Origin of the sequence: Gemmiger sp. An120 (assembly GCF_002160955.1) — a bacterium.
Classification (GTDB): domain Bacteria; phylum Bacillota; class Clostridia; order Oscillospirales; family Ruminococcaceae; genus Gemmiger_A; species Gemmiger_A avium.
On the sequence record NZ_NFLN01000004.1, the window covers coordinates 59,476 to 75,015 of the forward strand.

The following is a 15,540-nucleotide window of genomic DNA, read 5'->3' on the forward strand; positions in this document are numbered from 1 at the left end:
GTTCCAATAGCTGCATTATAGCCCCGGCCGGGCGCTTCGTCAAGCAAAATCGGGCCGCCGCGGCCGGATTTTGTCAGTTGCACAAACTTTTTCCATTTAAAGCCCTGTGCCTTGGCAAGTATAGCGCATAGGCGGCGGCGCGCCTTGACAATTCCCGGGGGCGATGCTATTTTATATCCTATGGACAAAGGCGTCCGCGCTGGTACCGCTGCCGGTACCGGCGCGGACGTTTTGCTTTTTCGGGTTTCGGGAAAGGAGCGTATACAATATGATCAACCACCATTTTGACGATGTGCCCCGCAGCTACCTGTTCAGCGAGGTGGCTCGCCGGGTGCAGACCTACCGGCAGGCCCATCCGGACAAATCCCTGATCCATATGGGGATCGGGGACGTGACCCGGCCGCTCTGCCCGCCGGTGGTGCAGGCCATGCAGGCGGCCAGCGCCGAACAGGGCCAGGCGGACAGCTTCCGCGGGTATGGCCCGGAGCAGGGGTATCCGTTCCTGCGGCAGGCCATCAGCGGGTACTACGAAAGCATGGGGGTGCAGGTAGACCCGGCGGATATCTTTGTAAGCGACGGCGCCAAGAGCGATCTGGGGAACCTGCCGGATCTGTTCACCACCGACTGCCGGGTGCTGATCCCCGACCCGGTGTACCCGGTTTACCGGGACACCAACCTGATGGCCGGGCGGCCGGTGGCCTATCTGGACGCCACCCGGGAAAACGGCTTCCTGCCTCTGCCCGATGACAGCCTGGACGCCCAGCTGATCTATCTGTGCTCTCCCGGCAACCCCACCGGCGCCGCCTACGACAAGGCCGGGCTGACCCGCTGGGTGGAATACGCCCGGGAACATGACGCCGTGATTCTGTACGACGCGGCCTACGAGTCCTTTATCCGCAGCGGCGTGCCCCGCACCATCTACGAAATCCCCGGCGCGGAGGAATGCGCCATCGAGGTGTGCAGCCTGAGCAAGACCGCCGGATTCACCGGCACCCGCTGCGGCTACACGGTGGTGCCCCGTACCCTGGTGCGGGAGGGCATGAACCTGCACGATATGTGGCTGCGCCGCCAGAGCACCAAGATGAACGGGGTGGCCTATCCGGTGCAGCGGGCCGCCGAGGCGGTGTTCACCCCCGCCGGTCTGGCCGGCTGCCGGGAGAGCATCGACGCCTATCTGCGCAGCGCCGCTGTGGTGGCCCGGGTGCTGGATGATCTGGGGATCTGGTACTGCGGCGGCAAGGATTCCCCCTATCTGTGGATGGAATGCCCCCGCGGCATGGATTCCTGGGCTTTCTTCGACGCACTGCTGGAGAACGCCGGGGTGGTGGGCACGCCGGGCAGCGGCTTCGGCCGCAATGGCGAGGGATATTTCCGCCTGTCCGCCTTTGCGGGGGAACAGCAGGCCGCCGAGGCCATGGCCCGCATGGCCGACTGGCTGCGCCGGGGCTGAGTGAAGATACACAAAAAATCCCGGGGCCGACGGCCCCGGGATTTTTTGTGTTTACTGTTCCTGCAGGCAGGCGCGCACCAGTTCCCGGAACAGGGGATGGGCCCGGTTGGGCCGGCTTTTGAACTCGGGGTGATACTGCACCGCCAGGTAATAGGGATGGCCGGGCAGTTCCATGGCCTCCACCAGATGGCCGTCCGGCGAAGTGCCGCTGAACACCAGCCCCGCCTGCTCCAGCCGGGCGCGGAACACGTTGCTGACCTCGTACCGGTGGCGGTGCCGCTCCTGAATTTCCGGCGCGCCGCCGTACACGGCCCGCATCCGGCTGCCCTCGGCCAGACGGCAGGGATAGGCGCCCAGCCGCATGGTGCCGCCCTTGGGCAGATTGCCCTGCTGATCCGGCATCAGGTCGATCACGCACTCGCTGCCCTCCGGATCGAACTCCCGGCTGTTGGCGGCGGACAGGCCCGCCAGGCTGCGGGCCGCTTCGATCACCGCCACCTGCATACCCAGGCAGATGCCCAGATAGGGCACCCGGTTCTCCCGGGCCCAGCGGGCGGCCAGGATCATGCCCTCCACGCCCCGGCTGCCGAAACCGCCCGGCACCAGAACGCCGTCCACACCGGCCAGGCGCTCGGCCACATTCTCCTCCGTAAGCTGGTCCGCATCCACCCAGCGGATAGATACCGCCGCCCGGTTTTCAAAACCGCCGTGGTGCAGCGCCTCCACCACCGACAGGTAGGCGTCGTGCAGCTCCACATATTTGCCCACCATGGCGATGGTCACAGTGCGCTCCAGCTGGCCTGTGCGGCGGCAGAGTTCTTTCCACTCGGTCAGATCCGGTTCCGGGGTGTCAAAGCCAAACCGGCGGCAGACCAGCCCGTCCAGATCCGCGTCATGCAGCATCAGCGGCACGTCGTACAGGCTGTCCAGGGTCTGGTTTTCGATGACGCATTCCGGCTCCACGTTGCAGAACGCCGCCAGCTTCTGCCGGATGCCGTCCTCCAGCGGTTCGTCGCAGCGGGCAATGATCACGTCCGGCATAATGCCCATGCTCTGCAGCTCATGCACCGAGTGCTGGGCGGGTTTGGTCTTGTGCTCGCCGGAGCATTTCAGCCAGGGTACCAGCACCACATGCAGGAACATGCAGTTTTCCCGGCCCACCTCCCGGCTGATCTGCCGGATGGCCTCCAGGAACGGCTGGCTCTCAATATCGCCGATGGTACCGCCGATCTCGGTAATGACCACGTCCGCCTGGGTATACTCCGCCAGCCCGTAGACAAACCGCTTGATCTCCCCGGTCACATGGGGAATGATCTGGACGGTATGGCCCAGGTATTCCCCTGCCCGCTCCTTGTGCAGCACGTTCCAGTAAACCCGGCCGCTGGTCAGGTTGGACAGCTTGTTCAGGTCCTCGTCAATAAACCGTTCGTAGTGTCCCAGATCCAGGTCGGTCTCCACACCGTCCTCGGTGACGAATACCTCCCCGTGCTGATACGGGCTCATGGTGCCCGGGTCCACGTTCACGTACGGGTCCAGTTTCTGGGCCGCCACCCGCAGCCCCCGCTGTTTCAGCAGCCGCCCCAGGCTGGCCGCGCTGATGCCCTTGCCCAGACCGGAAACCACGCCGCCGGTCACGAATATATGTTTGCTTGCCATCTGCCGTTCCCCCTGTTCCTGTTTTTGCGCAAAAACGAGAAAGGACGCCCATCCCCCGGCGCGAAGCCCGCGTCGGGAAATGGACGTCCTTGTCCTAACAGCTTGCTATTATACCCCGCCCACAGGCGGCTTGTCAAGACAAATCAGCCGAGCCGGACGGCTGCGCCGTAACGCAGCGTTTTGTATATGGTGGTGCCCATCTCCGCCAGGGTAATCAGGATCATCACCGCCAGCACCACCGTGGACACCGTATCCGCGTTCCAATAGGCCAGATACTCCCCGGCTTTGCTGGTACTGGTTGCCAGCGCCGCCTGCGCCTCGGCCGAAAAGTTCGGGTTCCAGAAGGGCAGAACCTTCATCAGCAGGGCGCACAGCAGAATCTGGATGACGCCGCACAGAATATTGCTGATCATGACCAGCTTGCAGTAGCAGCCCATCACCATCTGCAAAATCTCGTCCGCCAGGGCGATAACCAGGCTGAGCACAAACACCGGCAGGATGGTCGGCCACTGCTCCAGATTGAACAGCGGCACAAAGATGACCGCGCCCTCCTGCGGAAAAACGGCCGAAAAGAGCCAGGGCGCCGCAATCAGCAGTACGCAGAATACTACCATGAACACGATGCCAACCGCGCTTTCTCCCCGGTTAATAATCGCCCGCTGATCCGGCACAGGTTCCAGAAAACGGGGCGTCCAGCGGGGTCGGGAGGGCTTCTGCCCGTCCGCCAGCTTTTCCACCGACCAGCTCTCCGCCTTTCTGGTCTCGATCTTCACCTTCTGCCATTCCATTACAATGAAAAGCAGGGTAACCGCGCCGAACGCGGAGACGCAGCCGGCCAATGCGTTCACGATCCCGTTCCGCAACCCCGCAGCCACTGCCCGCAGAATCAGCAGGGCGGCATCCTGCCCCGCCGCGGCGGGCAGGCCGGTCAGGGCGCTTACCAGTGACAGAACCAGAACCGGCACCGCCACACAGAGCAGCACCACCCGGACAAACCACAGATAGCTTTCCAGGTATTCCGGCCCGATCAGGTACTGGCGGCCGCTGCGGTATTGCTCCGCAAACCGGGCCGGGTCCCCCAGTTGGGTCAGCACCGCTTCCATGGAGCCCTTGTCCGCGTACATATCCCCGATCAGTTCTTCCAGTTCCATGCGCACCTCTTCCCGCTGCGCTTTGGGCAGGCAGCGGGTTACCTGGTACACATACCGGTTCTGCAGATCCTTCTCCTCCGTCGTCATGCGTCTTCCTCCCTCAACATACGCTCCATAGCGGCCGACAGGCTCTCCCACTGGGTTTTCAGCTGTTCATACACCTGGGTGCCATACTCGGTGCGCCGGTAATATTTGCGCGGTTTTGCGCCGCCGGTCTCCCACTGGCTTTCCAGAAGTCCCTGCCCCTCCAGCCGGCGCAGCAGCGGGTACAGGGTGTTGGGATCCATGGCGATCCCCTTTTCTTCCAGGCTCTGCACCAGCGCGTAACCGTATTTCGGTTCCTTCATCTGGCTGAGCACACTGATGGTCAACGTGCCCCGCCGCAGTTCCAGCAGCAGGGCAGACAACAGATCTTTTTCCTCCCCCATCGGCGTCACCTCCTGTTTGCATTATACTGTGTGCTGCACAGTATTGTCAATACAAAAATATTTGTTTTTGGTTTTAGCGCAAAAAAATCCCGGACGCCTAAGCATCCGGGATTCTGGTGCGGAAGATGGGACTTGAACCCACACGTCATGGACACACGCACCTCAAACGTGCCTGTCTGCCGATTCCAGCACTTCCGCATATAGGCAGCAGGCAAGCTGCTGCAAGGGATATTTTAGCACAAAACGCCCGCCCGCGTCAAGTGTTTTGTTGGCCGGGAACGCCGCCCGGCAGCAGGGTCACCGGTTCGTCACCGGTGTCCAGCTTGTCCAGCGCCTCCAGACGGCGCTGCATCTGACGGGTGCGCACCCCCACCAGGTTTTCCAGTTCCCGGCTGGCCTGGTCCAGGCGGACCTGGGTCTGGGCCAGGGCCTGCCCGAAGCGTGCGAACTCTCCTTTTACGCCGCCCAGCACCTGCCAGACCTCCCCCGAGCGCTTCTGGATCGCCAGGGTGCGGAAGCCCATCTGCAGACTGTTCAGCAGCGCCGCCATGGTGGTGGGGCCGGCGGCCACCACCTTGTATTCCCGCTGCAGCCGCTCGGTAATGCCCCGGCGCACCGCCTCAGCGTACAGCCCTTCCACCGGCAGGAACATCACTCCAAAATCGGTGGTGTGGGGCGGGGCCAGGTACTTGTCGTGGATGTCCTTGGCAAAGGCGCGCAGCCGCTTGTCCAGCTCCTTGGCAGCGCTCTCCACGGCGACCGGATCGGCGGCGTCGTAGGCCGCCAGCAGGGCGTTGTAGGCGTCCAGCGGGAATTTCGCGTCAATGGGCATCCAGACGGTGTTTTCCCCGTCCCCGGGCAGGCGCAGGGCGTACTCCACCCGCTCGCTGCTGCCGGGTACAGTGGCCACGTTGGCCTCGTACTGGGCCGGGGCCAGCAGCTGCTCCAGAATCGCGCCCAGCTGCACCTCGCCCAGAATGCCCCGGGTCTTCACGTTGCTCAGCACCTTTTTCAGATCGCCCACGCCGGCGGCCAGGGTCTGCATCTCACCCAGCCCCTTGTACACCGCTTCCAGACGGCTGCTTACCAGCTCAAAGCTCTGGCGCAGCTTGTCGTCCAGGGTCTTTTGCAGTTTCTCATCCACCGTCTGGCGCATCTGGGCCAGCTGCTGGTTGTTGTCCGCCTGCAGGCTGGCCAGCCGCTGCTCCACCGTCTGGCGGATATTCTCCAGCTTCTGCTCGCTCTGCAGGCCGGTGCCTTTCAGCTGCTCGTTCACCAGCAGCAGCTGGTCGGTCACGGTGCGCTGCAGGGTATTCTGCTGCTGGGCCAGATGCTGCAGCCCTTCCCGCAGGTGGCTGTCCTGGGTCTGGGCGGCCCGGCTCTGGGCTTCGGCCAGTTCCCGGCGGGTCTGGCGCAGCTCCGCCAGCAGATCCTGCCGCACCTTTTCCAGATCCTCCCCCTGCAATCCGCCGCTGCTGCGGCTGCGCAGCAGCGCCGCCAGCGAAAACGCACAGGCCAGCAGGGCGGCCACCATCGTCACAATTTCCATCTTTTTCTCCTTATTCCACCGGGATAACCCGGACACTTGCGTCATAGCTATAAGTATAAAAGCTTTGGCAAGCCAAATCAAGAAAAAGAGGCGAGAGAGATGCAGCTGACCTTACGCACCCGCCGGCTGCTGGCGGGCGGACTTCTGGCACTGGCCTGCGCCGCCGCTGCCCTGCGGCTGACAGGTCCGGGCGCGGTCTGCCGGGCGGGCGATCTGACCGACATACCGGATGATACGGGCTTTCTGCCCCGGGCCCAGGCCGCGGAAGCGGATGGGCAGAAATGGGTGGCGCTGACCTTCGACGACGGTCCCAGCCGCAATACAGAGCCCATTCTGGACATACTGGCTGAACAGCAGGTGCCCGCCACCTTTTTTGTGGTAACCGCCGAAAACAACGAAAAGTGGCTGCCCATGCTGGAACGCATCCAGGCGGACGGGCATCAGATCGGGCTGCACAGCTGTACCCACGAATACAGCAAGGTATACAGCAGCACCACCGATTTCTGGGCGGACATCAAGGCGCTGAAAGAAAAGCTGGCCCCCTATGTACCCGATCCGGAGGCATTGACCTGGCTGCGGTTTATCGGCGGCAGCACCAACACGGTCAGCCACCGGTACGGCGGCAGCCAGATCATGACCCGCCTCAAGGAGCAGGCGGAAGAGCGGGGGTACCATTCCATCGACTGGAATGTAAGCGCCGAGGATGCGGCCGGCGGGCACCCGGATGCCCAGACCATCCTGCGCAACATTGTAAAGGATGCCAAAGACCGGAACGTGTGCGTAGTGCTCATGCACGACACCAAAGCTACCGATACCACCGTAGAGGCCCTGCCGGACATTATCAGCTGGTTCAAGGAAAACGGGTACCAGTTCTGCACGGTGGCGGATCTGCCGCAATAATATACCGCCGCTTCGCGCCGCCGGAGCGGCTTTTTTGTGCGGTTCGGCGGATTTTCGGGGGAATATTTGTAAACTTTTCCGGAACAACCGCCCCGGCGAATTGTAAAATCCACAGGAATGGTGTATGATACAAGCATGCGAACGCCGGAAAGGGGGAAACTATGGGATGTTTGGCTATGTGACCCCCTGCAAACCGGAGCTTCGCATCCGGGAGTGGGAAAGCTACCGGGCCACCTACTGCGGCCTGTGCGGGCAGCTGGGCCGGGAGTACGGTTTTGTTTCCCGGATGTTCCTCAACTACGACCTGGTGCTGGTAGCCCTGATGGCGGACAGCCTGGCCGGTGAGATGGGCGGTGTATGTCGCTGCCGGTGCATTGCCAGCCCGGTACGCCGGCACTGCATTCTGCAGACCACCGGCGGGCTTCGGCTGGCGGCGGCCGCGATGGTGCTGCTGTGCTGGTACAAGCTGGAGGACGACCGCACCGATGAGCGCGGTCCCCGGGCGCTGGCCGCTAGCGGGCTTCGCCTGCTGCTGCGGGGTGCCTGGCGCAAAGCCGCCGCCGCGTACCCGGATCTGGACGCGGAACTGGCCGCCCAGACCCGGGCCCAGCAGGAGCTGGAAGCCGCCCGGGCCAAAAGCCCCGATCAGGCCGCCGAGCCCACCGGCCGGATGTGCGCCGCGATCCTGGGCCGCTGTGCCCCCTCCCCCGCCGACCGGCCTGCGCTGGAACGGTTGGGGCTGTTTCTGGGCAAGATCCTGTACTGGCTGGACGCCGCCGAAGACCTGGAAGCCGACCGGCAGCGGGGCCGCTACAACGTGTTTTTGCTGCAGGGCATGAGCCGGGAACAGGCCATCGCCCGGGCACAGGAACTCTGCCGGATGGCGGCGGGTGAGATCGCTTTGTGCTACAACCTGCTGCCCTGGCAGCACAGCAAGACCATACTGGACAATATTATCTTCCTGGGGCTGGCCCAGAGCATCAGCCGGGCGGGCAAACCGTCCGGCGCCCGCAGCCGGCACCCTGAACCATAAGGAGGCGTTTCAATGGACCCGTATCAGATCCTGGGGATCGCGCCCGGCGCGTCCGAAGAAGAGGTGCGGGCCGCTTACCGGCGGCTGGCACAGACCTACAACCCCGATAACTACGAGGCTGGCCCTCTGCAGGACCAGGCCCGGGAAAAGATGCAGCAGATCGATGCAGCGTTTGACGCTATCATGGGTCAGCTGCGCACCGGCCGTGCCGCCGGCAGCGAACCGGGCGGCACCACAAGCGGCCCCACCGGATATCCCCAGATCCGGGCGATGATCAGTGAAGGCCGGGCGGATGACGCGCTGACCGCGCTGCAGCAGATTCCCAACGGGCAGGCCAGCGCCGAGTGGAATTTCCTGATGGGCAGCGCCTACTATTATAAGGGATGGCTGGGTGAGGCACAGGCCTATTTTGAGCAGGCCTGCCGCATGGCGCCCTCCAACCGGGAATACGCCGCCGCTTACCGCAATCTGAAAAACAGCGCGGGCGGCCAGATGCATGGCAATCCCTACAACGCCCCCTATGGGATGCCCCAGGGTGGGGCTGTCGGGTGCAGCTGCTGCGATATGTGCATGGCCATGATGTGCATGGATATGTGCTGCGGCTGCGGGCGGGGCTGCTGAGATGCGCCGTCAAACAGGAAGCTGGCGGGTAGCATTCTGCGGCATCATGGCCGGGCTTTGCGTGGCGGTGATGCTTTGCGGCAGTGTGCTGCCGCTGGCTACCTTTTGTGCGCCGGCGCTGGGCGGTATTCTGCTGGTGCCGGTTCTGATCGAGTGCGGCGCCAAGGCCGCCTGGCTGACCTGGCTGGCTGTGTCGCTGATCTGCGCTTTGACGGTGCCGGATCTGGAGCTGGCGTTTGCCTTTATTTTTTTGCTTGGCTATTATCCCCTTTTGAAGGTGCGGCTGGATCGTATCCGGCCCGCCGCCCTTCGCTGGGGGGTAAAGCTGACGGTATGGAACGGGGCGATTGCCGCCATGTACGGCACGCTCACGCTCGTATTCCGTCTGGAATATATTATAGAAGAACTGCGCACGTACCAGTCCTGGATGCTGCCTTTGCTGCTGGTGCTTGGAAATCTGACTCTTTGGATCTATGACCGGGCACTGATCAACATAACGCGGGTCTATCTGGTGCGCATCCGTCCCCTGCTGCCCAAGCGGCGGTAAGGCGGGCGCGCGGGTATTACGCGAAAGGAGGCGGGGCCGATCCGCAGATATAGGAAAGCGCCGGGCCATGCGGCAGACAGGCCGTAAGGGTGACGAGGTGAGGGTTTATCGAAAGATTCGGCGGGTGACCCTCTGGCTGTGGACCGCACAGTCATCAGCAGCGGAGCAAAACCCGGCAGTAATGCCGGAACAGAGAACGCTGCCAACAAGTTGTATCGCAGAGTATCAGCCGGGCCAAATCGGCCCGCTGGCAGGCAAACAGCGCAATCTGCGCCCCGGGCACCAAGCGGCCCGGTGTGCCCCTGCAATGCGGCAAACGGTTCTGCTTATATAAAATAGTTTGGCCGGTTGCTTATGCCGGCCGGGCCGCCGCGGCGAACTGCGCGGCAGCCCTGGTTTGCTGTGTGCGTATCAGCGGCAAACCGTATATACGAACGGCGCATCCCCGCAGATAGAGGGCGGGATGCCGCCGTAATACCGTATGGCCGGAAACCGGTGAAAGCATTGCCTTTCCACGGACCGGAGGACCGGAGCGCGGGGCAAGGGAGCCCATTCCGCACGCGGTGCGGCGCGCCCCCTGGTTTTTGTGCGCTAAAATCAACCTTGGGCGGATAAAACGCCCCGGGCTTGGTTTTGTGCGGCCGTTTTCGGCCCCAGCCAAGGGAGAACAAGAGAATATGTGTGGAATTGTTGGATATACCGGCTACCGCAATGCGGTGGAAGTTCTGATGGAAGGCCTGAGCAAGCTGGAGTACCGGGGATATGACTCGGCCGGTGTGGCGGTCAACGACGGTGGAAGCATCCAGGTGGAAAAGGCCATGGGCCGGCTGGAGGCGCTGCGGCAGAAGCTGGCGGCCCATCCCCTGCCGGAATGCGGCTGCGGCATCGGCCATACCCGCTGGGCCACCCACGGCGCCCCCAGCGACATCAACAGCCATCCCCACAGCGGCGGCCGGGTATGCATCGTGCACAACGGCATTATTGAAAACTATGCCCACCTGAAAGAGAACCTGCTGCGCAAAGGATACACCTTTGAAAGCGACACCGACACCGAGGTGCTGGCCAAGCTGCTGGACAGCTGCTACCAGGGCGACCCGCTGGCGGCCCTACAGAAGATGGCCAGCCGGGTGCGGGGCAGTTACGCGCTGGCCGTGCTGTTCCGGGATGTGCCGGACACCCTGTTTGCCGTGCGCCGGGAAAGCCCGCTGATCGTGGGGTACGGCCAGGGCGAGAATTTTGTGGCCTCGGATATCCCGGCGCTGCTGCGCTACACCCGCCAGTACAGCGTGCTGGACGAGGGCGAGGTGGCGGTGCTGCAGCCCGGCGGGGTCTGCGTGTACAACGAGTTCGGGCATGTGATCCAGAAAGAGCGCCTGACGGTGGACTGGGATCTGGAAGCCGCGGAAAAGGGCGGCTATCCCCACTTCATGCTCAAAGAGATCCACGAACAGCCCCGGGCCATTGCCGCCACGGTAAATCCCCGGGTACAGGACGGACTGCCCTGTCTGGGCCTGGAAACCATCACAGATGATTACCTGCGCAAAATCCGCTCGGTGCAGTTTGTGGCCTGCGGAACCGCCATGCATGCCGGTATGGTGGGCCGCGCGCTGGTGGAACAGCTGGCCCGGGTGCCCGCCGCGGTGGACATTGCCAGCGAGTTCCGGTACCGGGACCCGCTGGTGGGGCCGGAGGACCTGGTGGTGATCATCAGCCAGAGCGGCGAGACCAGCGATACCCTGGCGGCGCTGCGGCTGGCACGCAAAAAAGGCGCCAAGGTACTGGCCGTGGTAAACGTGGTGGGCTCTTCCATCGCCCGTGAGGCGGATGAGGTACTGTACACCCATGCCGGGCCGGAAATCGCGGTGGCCTCCACCAAGGCCTACAGCGTGCAGCTGTGCGCTATGTACCTGCTGGCGCTGCAGATGTCGCTGGCACGGGGCGTCCGGTCGGAGATGGAGGTGCGTATGCTGACCGCCGAGCTGCAAAAAGCCGGCGACCGCCAGCAGGCGCTTCTGGACAGCTGCGACCAGGTGCAGTACCTGGCCAGTCAGTTCATGAACAGCGAAGATCTGTTCTTTATGGGGCGCGGGCTGGACTACGCCCTGAGCCTGGAGGCCTCGCTGAAACTCAAGGAAATCAGTTACATCCATTCGGAGGCTTATGCGGCCGGTGAGCTGAAGCACGGCACCATTTCGCTGGTGGTGCCCGGTACGCCGGTGGTGGCGCTGGCCACCCAGCAGGCGGTCAGCGAAAAGACGCTGTCCAATGTGCGGGAGGCACGCAGCCGGGGCGCGCGGGTGATCCTGGTATGCCGGGAAAACACCCTGGTGCCGGAGGATGCGGCGGACTATCTGCTGCGTCTGCCGGACTGCCCGGATCTGTTGATGCCGCTGCAGATGATCGTGCCGCTGCAGCTGTTTGCCTATTACATGAGCGTGCTGCGGGGCTGCGATGTGGATAAACCCCGCAATCTGGCCAAGAGCGTTACGGTGGAGTAAACTCTGCTGATTTTCGCCCCGCGGCGTTTTGTCGCGGGGCGTGTTTTTGCCCGCCGGCTTTCTTGCAACGGACGGCAGCAGCCTCTGGAATTTTGGCCGCGGCCACGCTATAATAAGAACAGAAAAGAAAAGAAGCGCCGCCTGACTGTGCGGCGGGGAGCGTGAAGGATGAAGAACAACAAATGGCAGGTCACGCAGAATGTGGCCTCCCACCTGATCGTGGTATTTTCCGGCATTCTGTTTTACCTGGGCCTATCCAACTTTGCACAGGTCAAAGCCGTGGCCGGGCAGGTTTTCTCCCTTTTGTCGCCGTTTTTCATCGGCATTGCCATCGCCTATCTGCTGGATGGCCCCGCCCGCTATTTTCAGAAAAAGCTGTTTCGCGGCAAGCGCGGCCCCGCTGTGGCGCTTTCCTTTGTCTGTGCGCTGGTTCTGGTGGGCGTGCTGCTGGGGCTGGTCATTCCCCAGGTGGTGCAGAGCCTTACCACCCTGGCTGCCGGTGTACCCGGCTATCTGACCCAGCTGCGGGTCTGGATCCAGGATATCTCGGTTGAATTCGGGCTGGACAGCGCGGAACTGGACAAGGTTCTTTCTTCTTACGGGGAGATGATCAGCCAGGCCAGCAGCCTGATTACCACCCTGGTACTGCCCAAACTGCTGGGCTACGGTGTGGCCATCGGCAACGGGCTGGTTACCGCTGTTACCGCCATCATCTCGGCGCTGTACATGCTGCTGGAAAAAGACAAGCTGATCCACCAGATGCACAAGGTGGTTTACGCTGCGCTGCCGCCCCGCCGGGGCCGCAAGGTACTGGAAACCTGCAGCCATGCCAACGAGGTATTCAGCGGGTTTATCAACGGCAAACTGCTGGACAGCCTGATCATCGGCATTATCTGCTTTATTGGTATGTCCCTGTTCCGGATGCCCCTTGCCGTGCTGATCAGCACGGTGATCGGCGTGACCAACGTGATCCCCTTCTTCGGACCATTTATCGGTGCGATCCCCAGCATCATGATCCTGCTGATCTTCGACCCCATCAAGGCGCTGGAATTTGCCATCTTTGTGCTGGTGCTGCAGCAGTTTGACGGCAACATCCTGGGGCCCAAGATTCTGGGCGATTCCACCGGCCTTTCCGCCCTGTGGGTGCTGGTTACCATCATTGTGGGCGGCGGATTGTTCGGGTTCCCCGGTATGGTGCTGGGTGTGCCCACCTTTGCGGTGCTGTACTCGCTGGTCAGCGACTGGCTGGCTCTGGCGCTCAAACGCCGTGGGGTGGACGAATACGGCCATCCCCTGCCGCCGGAGGAATGTCTGCCGCCGGAGGCCGAAGAAACGGCCCCGTCAACCGAATAACGCAAAAAGGACGCTCCCTGTCGGGAGCGTCCTTTTTTGCGTATTATTTACAGCAGGGCGCCCACGCCCTGCCAGGCCATACGCGCCATCATTACCAGAGACAGAGCATAAAACGCGCCGAAGCCCAGCTGGTCCATCCGGCCCCGGGGCGGGCAGCGCCGCACCAGCAGCAGGCACAGGGCCATGATGGCAAGCATAAAGAAGAGCTCGGTACGGGTGCCGGAGATCCAGATGGTGGGCGAAAAGCCCAGCATTCCCTGGGTGCACAGCCCGGCGGCCATCACCCACAGGCCAACCCAGCCCCGGATGCCCGGGCCCAGCGCCGCCAGCAGCGCCACGCAGCAGAGTAAAAACAGCACGCAGCAAACGACAAGCGGCAGGTAGGCCGCCCAGCTGCCGCTGGTTTGCAGGGTCACGCTGCCCTCCTCGTAATCCGAGGGGCGCAGAATTTCCAGCGCAGGCAGCAGGCGGAAGATCCACTCCCCGGCCCAGCCAAAGAGCAGAACCGCCGCCAGCGGAACGCCCGCGCAGAACAGAGGCAGCGGACGTCGGGCACAGCGCCAGACAGCCCGCGCCAGCAATACGCAGAAGATCAGGAATACCCAGTTCCGCTCAAAGAACAGCGGTTCCAGGCTGAATACCAGCCCCAGTTCCAGCCGCTGGGCCAGCCCCCGCATGGGCATGTCCACCCAGTAGGAGGCCGTCTCCCCGGCTGTGCGGTTGGCGACGCCGGGCGAAAGGGCGGCAAACGCCAGCATCAGCACCGCAATCAGGGTCATCCCCGCCAGAAGCACGCTTACCGGGCGGCGATGCGCCAGACGCCAGATACAGAACGGAACCAGGCAGAGGGTGCAGAACAGGGCCACCGGTTCCATATTGCAGGCAAATGCCATCCCTGCCAGCGCCAGGGCGGTTTGCCAGGGCCGCACCGGCTTGCCGTGGATACTGCGTATCAGCAGGCCCATGGCAGCCAGAGCCGCCGCCCCGGTCCAGAGATAAAACACGGTGGTGACCATCCAGCCCGCGCCGGAAATATGGTGCCAGGGATAGAACGCCAGCACACCGCAGGCGGTCATGGCCGCCCAGGGACGACTCTCCAGCCGGGCGGCCCGGCAGAGCAGCCAGGGCAGGCTGGCCAGGATCAGGCTGTCGAAAATCTTCCACACCCAGTACGGCAGCCGGGCAAACCAGGCCATGAATCCGTCGATGATCAGCCGGGCCGACCAGACCTGATAATGCCGCAGCAGGAACTGGGGCCAGGTCTCCACGTTCAGCACCGAACCGTAGTACAGATCATCGTTGCTGGCCGTCAGCGGCAGATGGTACAGGGCCACCGCCAGAAAAAACACACCGAAAATCACAGCCAGCCATATCCGGCGGCGCTTTGCTGTTTCTCCTCTCATGCCAACACCTCGCTGAGCATCACACCGGTATGTACCAGATTGTTTCGCTGGTTGGACCGGTCCAGGATGCAGAGTTCGCAGCTGTCGGCCGCGGCGGCCAGCTTGTCCGGGACCAGGGCATAAAAGCCGCCGAACAGGGCGTTCTGCGGATCGTCCAGCGTCTCCATCGGCTCCTCGTTCTCCTCCATCACAGTGGGCAGGCGGGTATACCGGCCGGTGCGGCTGTCGTATACGGCCACCCATTGGCGCACCTGCTCATACCGCTCCCCCTCCGGCACGGCCCAGCCGGTCAGGGCAATATCCCCGTTCCGGGTATCTTCCGCCGGATAAAAGGCGCAGGCATAGCTGCCGGCCGGAAGAATCTCCAGCCCTTCGGTTGAAATGGTACGGGGAAGACGCAGTTCTGCCCGCAGCATCAGGCAGAACAACCCGATGGCCGCCAGACCCGCCGCCAGCACCAGGGCGGGGGCACGATCCCGTTTTGTATGTTTTGCCACCTGCGGCAGCCTCCTTTGCGCCGCACCGGGCGCGAATTTTGTATTCATACGGTATCCAGTATAGCACATCTGTCCGACAGAAAAAAGCCGGACGAAAAAACGGCCGAAGGCGCTGCCTTCGGCCGTTTTCAGTTGCTGGATACGCGATCAGTCGCTCACGTAGGGCATCAGGGCCACGTGACGGGCACGCTTGATGGCGACGGTCAGCTCACGCTGATGGAACGCGCAGGTGCCGGTTACACGGCGGGGGATGATCTTGGCACGCTCGCTCACGTACTTGCGCAGACGGGCCACATCCTTGTAATCGATGTGCTCCACGCGATCCACGCAGAAGCTGCATACCTTCTTGCGGCCGCGCCGCACGGGACGAGCGGGACGGGCGCCTTCGGTCTTTTCAAAAGCCATGGCTTGTTACCTCCTGTCAGAATACTGTCGAACTCTGTGTTCGGGCCGG

14 protein-coding genes and 1 tRNA gene are annotated in these 15,540 nt (G+C 63.0%); 7 read left to right on the forward strand and 8 right to left on the reverse strand.

What is annotated here, in order from left to right; genetic code table 11:
- Positions 1–268 precede the first annotated feature (268 nt).
- Entirely contained in the window at positions 269–1,450 is a 1,182-nt protein-coding gene (locus B5E65_RS05020) for an LL-diaminopimelate aminotransferase (protein WP_087170680.1), read from the forward strand.
- A gap of 51 nt (positions 1,451–1,501) precedes the next feature.
- On the opposite strand, the gene B5E65_RS05025 is transcribed toward B5E65_RS05020, so the two are convergent.
- From B5E65_RS05025 to B5E65_RS05045, 5 genes are all read right to left on the reverse strand, one after another.
- Positions 1,502–3,106 carry a CTP synthase gene (locus B5E65_RS05025; RefSeq protein ID WP_087170681.1) on the reverse strand — a complete coding sequence of 535 codons (1,605 nt, stop codon included), beginning with the start codon at positions 3,104–3,106 and terminating at the stop codon, positions 1,502–1,504.
- 143 nt (positions 3,107–3,249) lie between these two features.
- Positions 3,250–4,344, reverse strand: coding sequence for an HAAS signaling domain-containing protein (locus B5E65_RS05030; RefSeq protein ID WP_087170682.1), 1,095 nt, complete (start codon positions 4,342–4,344; stop codon positions 3,250–3,252).
- Complete coding sequence (locus B5E65_RS05035) at positions 4,341–4,685, reverse strand: PadR family transcriptional regulator (RefSeq protein ID WP_087170683.1); 345 nt, start codon at positions 4,683–4,685, stop codon at positions 4,341–4,343. Before B5E65_RS05035 ends, B5E65_RS05030 begins: the two co-directional genes overlap by 4 nt.
- A gap of 114 nt (positions 4,686–4,799) precedes the next feature.
- Positions 4,800–4,883: transfer RNA gene (locus tag B5E65_RS05040), tRNA-Leu, on the reverse strand.
- A gap of 58 nt (positions 4,884–4,941) precedes the next feature.
- A complete protein-coding gene (locus tag B5E65_RS05045) occupies positions 4,942–6,234 on the reverse strand; it encodes a DNA recombination protein RmuC (RefSeq protein ID WP_087170684.1) in 1,293 nt (430 codons plus the stop codon).
- Positions 6,235–6,333: 99 nt separating this feature from the next.
- Here B5E65_RS05045 and B5E65_RS05050 point away from each other — a divergent pair, with 99 nt between their 5' ends.
- The 6 genes from B5E65_RS05050 (at position 6,334) to B5E65_RS05075 (ending at position 13,186) form a co-directional block, all read left to right on the forward strand.
- Positions 6,334–7,134, forward strand: coding sequence for a polysaccharide deacetylase family protein (locus B5E65_RS05050; protein WP_087170685.1), 801 nt, complete (start codon positions 6,334–6,336; stop codon positions 7,132–7,134).
- 124 nt (positions 7,135–7,258) lie between these two features.
- Positions 7,259–8,167, forward strand: coding sequence for a DUF5685 family protein (locus B5E65_RS05055; protein ID WP_143402973.1), 909 nt, complete (start codon positions 7,259–7,261; stop codon positions 8,165–8,167).
- 12 nt (positions 8,168–8,179) lie between these two features.
- A complete protein-coding gene (locus tag B5E65_RS05060; protein WP_087170687.1) occupies positions 8,180–8,788 on the forward strand; it encodes a J domain-containing protein in 609 nt (202 codons plus the stop codon).
- Between the two features lies 1 nt (position 8,789).
- Complete coding sequence (locus B5E65_RS05065; protein ID WP_143402974.1) at positions 8,790–9,335, forward strand: hypothetical protein; 546 nt, start codon at positions 8,790–8,792, stop codon at positions 9,333–9,335.
- 677 nt (positions 9,336–10,012) lie between these two features.
- On the forward strand, positions 10,013–11,833 hold the full coding sequence (gene glmS, locus B5E65_RS05070; protein WP_087170689.1) for a glutamine--fructose-6-phosphate transaminase (isomerizing): 1,821 nt from the start codon (positions 10,013–10,015) through the stop codon (positions 11,831–11,833).
- A gap of 168 nt (positions 11,834–12,001) precedes the next feature.
- Positions 12,002–13,186 carry an AI-2E family transporter gene (locus tag B5E65_RS05075; RefSeq protein WP_087170690.1) on the forward strand — a complete coding sequence of 395 codons (1,185 nt, stop codon included), beginning with the start codon at positions 12,002–12,004 and terminating at the stop codon, positions 13,184–13,186.
- Positions 13,187–13,233: 47 nt separating this feature from the next.
- Here the strand turns inward: B5E65_RS05075 and B5E65_RS05080 are convergent, their stop codons facing one another.
- The 3 genes from B5E65_RS05080 to rpsR form a co-directional block, all read right to left on the reverse strand.
- A complete protein-coding gene (locus B5E65_RS05080) occupies positions 13,234–14,589 on the reverse strand; it encodes a DUF6056 family protein (protein ID WP_143402975.1) in 1,356 nt (451 codons plus the stop codon).
- Positions 14,586–15,086 carry a hypothetical protein gene (locus B5E65_RS05085; RefSeq protein WP_087170692.1) on the reverse strand — a complete coding sequence of 167 codons (501 nt, stop codon included), beginning with the start codon at positions 15,084–15,086 and terminating at the stop codon, positions 14,586–14,588. Before B5E65_RS05085 ends, B5E65_RS05080 begins: the two co-directional genes overlap by 4 nt.
- Before the next feature lie 147 nt (positions 15,087–15,233).
- Positions 15,234–15,491, reverse strand: a complete 258-nt coding sequence (gene rpsR / locus B5E65_RS05090; RefSeq protein WP_087170693.1) for a 30S ribosomal protein S18 — start codon at positions 15,489–15,491, stop codon at positions 15,234–15,236.
- Between the last annotated feature and the right edge of the window lie 49 nt (positions 15,492–15,540).

What these genes read in the sequence shown, in the direction of transcription:
- B5E65_RS05020 (WP_087170680.1), top strand. Translation starts at nt 269, where the DNA reads ATGATCAACCACCATTTTGACGATGTGCCCCGCAGCTACCTGTTCAGC.
- B5E65_RS05025 (WP_087170681.1), bottom strand. Translation starts at nt 3,106, where the DNA reads ATGGCAAGCAAACATATATTCGTGACCGGCGGCGTGGTTTCCGGTCTG.
- B5E65_RS05030 (WP_087170682.1), bottom strand. Translation starts at nt 4,344, where the DNA reads ATGACGACGGAGGAGAAGGATCTGCAGAACCGGTATGTGTACCAGGTA.
- B5E65_RS05035 (WP_087170683.1), bottom strand. Translation starts at nt 4,685, where the DNA reads ATGGGGGAGGAAAAAGATCTGTTGTCTGCCCTGCTGCTGGAACTGCGG.
- B5E65_RS05045 (WP_087170684.1), bottom strand. Translation starts at nt 6,234, where the DNA reads ATGGAAATTGTGACGATGGTGGCCGCCCTGCTGGCCTGTGCGTTTTCG.
- B5E65_RS05050 (WP_087170685.1), top strand. Translation starts at nt 6,334, where the DNA reads ATGCAGCTGACCTTACGCACCCGCCGGCTGCTGGCGGGCGGACTTCTG.
- B5E65_RS05055 (WP_143402973.1), top strand. Translation starts at nt 7,259, where the DNA reads ATGATACAAGCATGCGAACGCCGGAAAGGGGGAAACTATGGGATGTTT.
- B5E65_RS05060 (WP_087170687.1), top strand. Translation starts at nt 8,180, where the DNA reads ATGGACCCGTATCAGATCCTGGGGATCGCGCCCGGCGCGTCCGAAGAA.
- B5E65_RS05065 (WP_143402974.1), top strand. Translation starts at nt 8,790, where the DNA reads ATGCGCCGTCAAACAGGAAGCTGGCGGGTAGCATTCTGCGGCATCATG.
- glmS (WP_087170689.1), top strand. Translation starts at nt 10,013, where the DNA reads ATGTGTGGAATTGTTGGATATACCGGCTACCGCAATGCGGTGGAAGTT.
- B5E65_RS05075 (WP_087170690.1), top strand. Translation starts at nt 12,002, where the DNA reads ATGAAGAACAACAAATGGCAGGTCACGCAGAATGTGGCCTCCCACCTG.
- B5E65_RS05080 (WP_143402975.1), bottom strand. Translation starts at nt 14,589, where the DNA reads ATGAGAGGAGAAACAGCAAAGCGCCGCCGGATATGGCTGGCTGTGATT.
- rpsR (WP_087170693.1), bottom strand. Translation starts at nt 15,491, where the DNA reads ATGGCTTTTGAAAAGACCGAAGGCGCCCGTCCCGCTCGTCCCGTGCGG.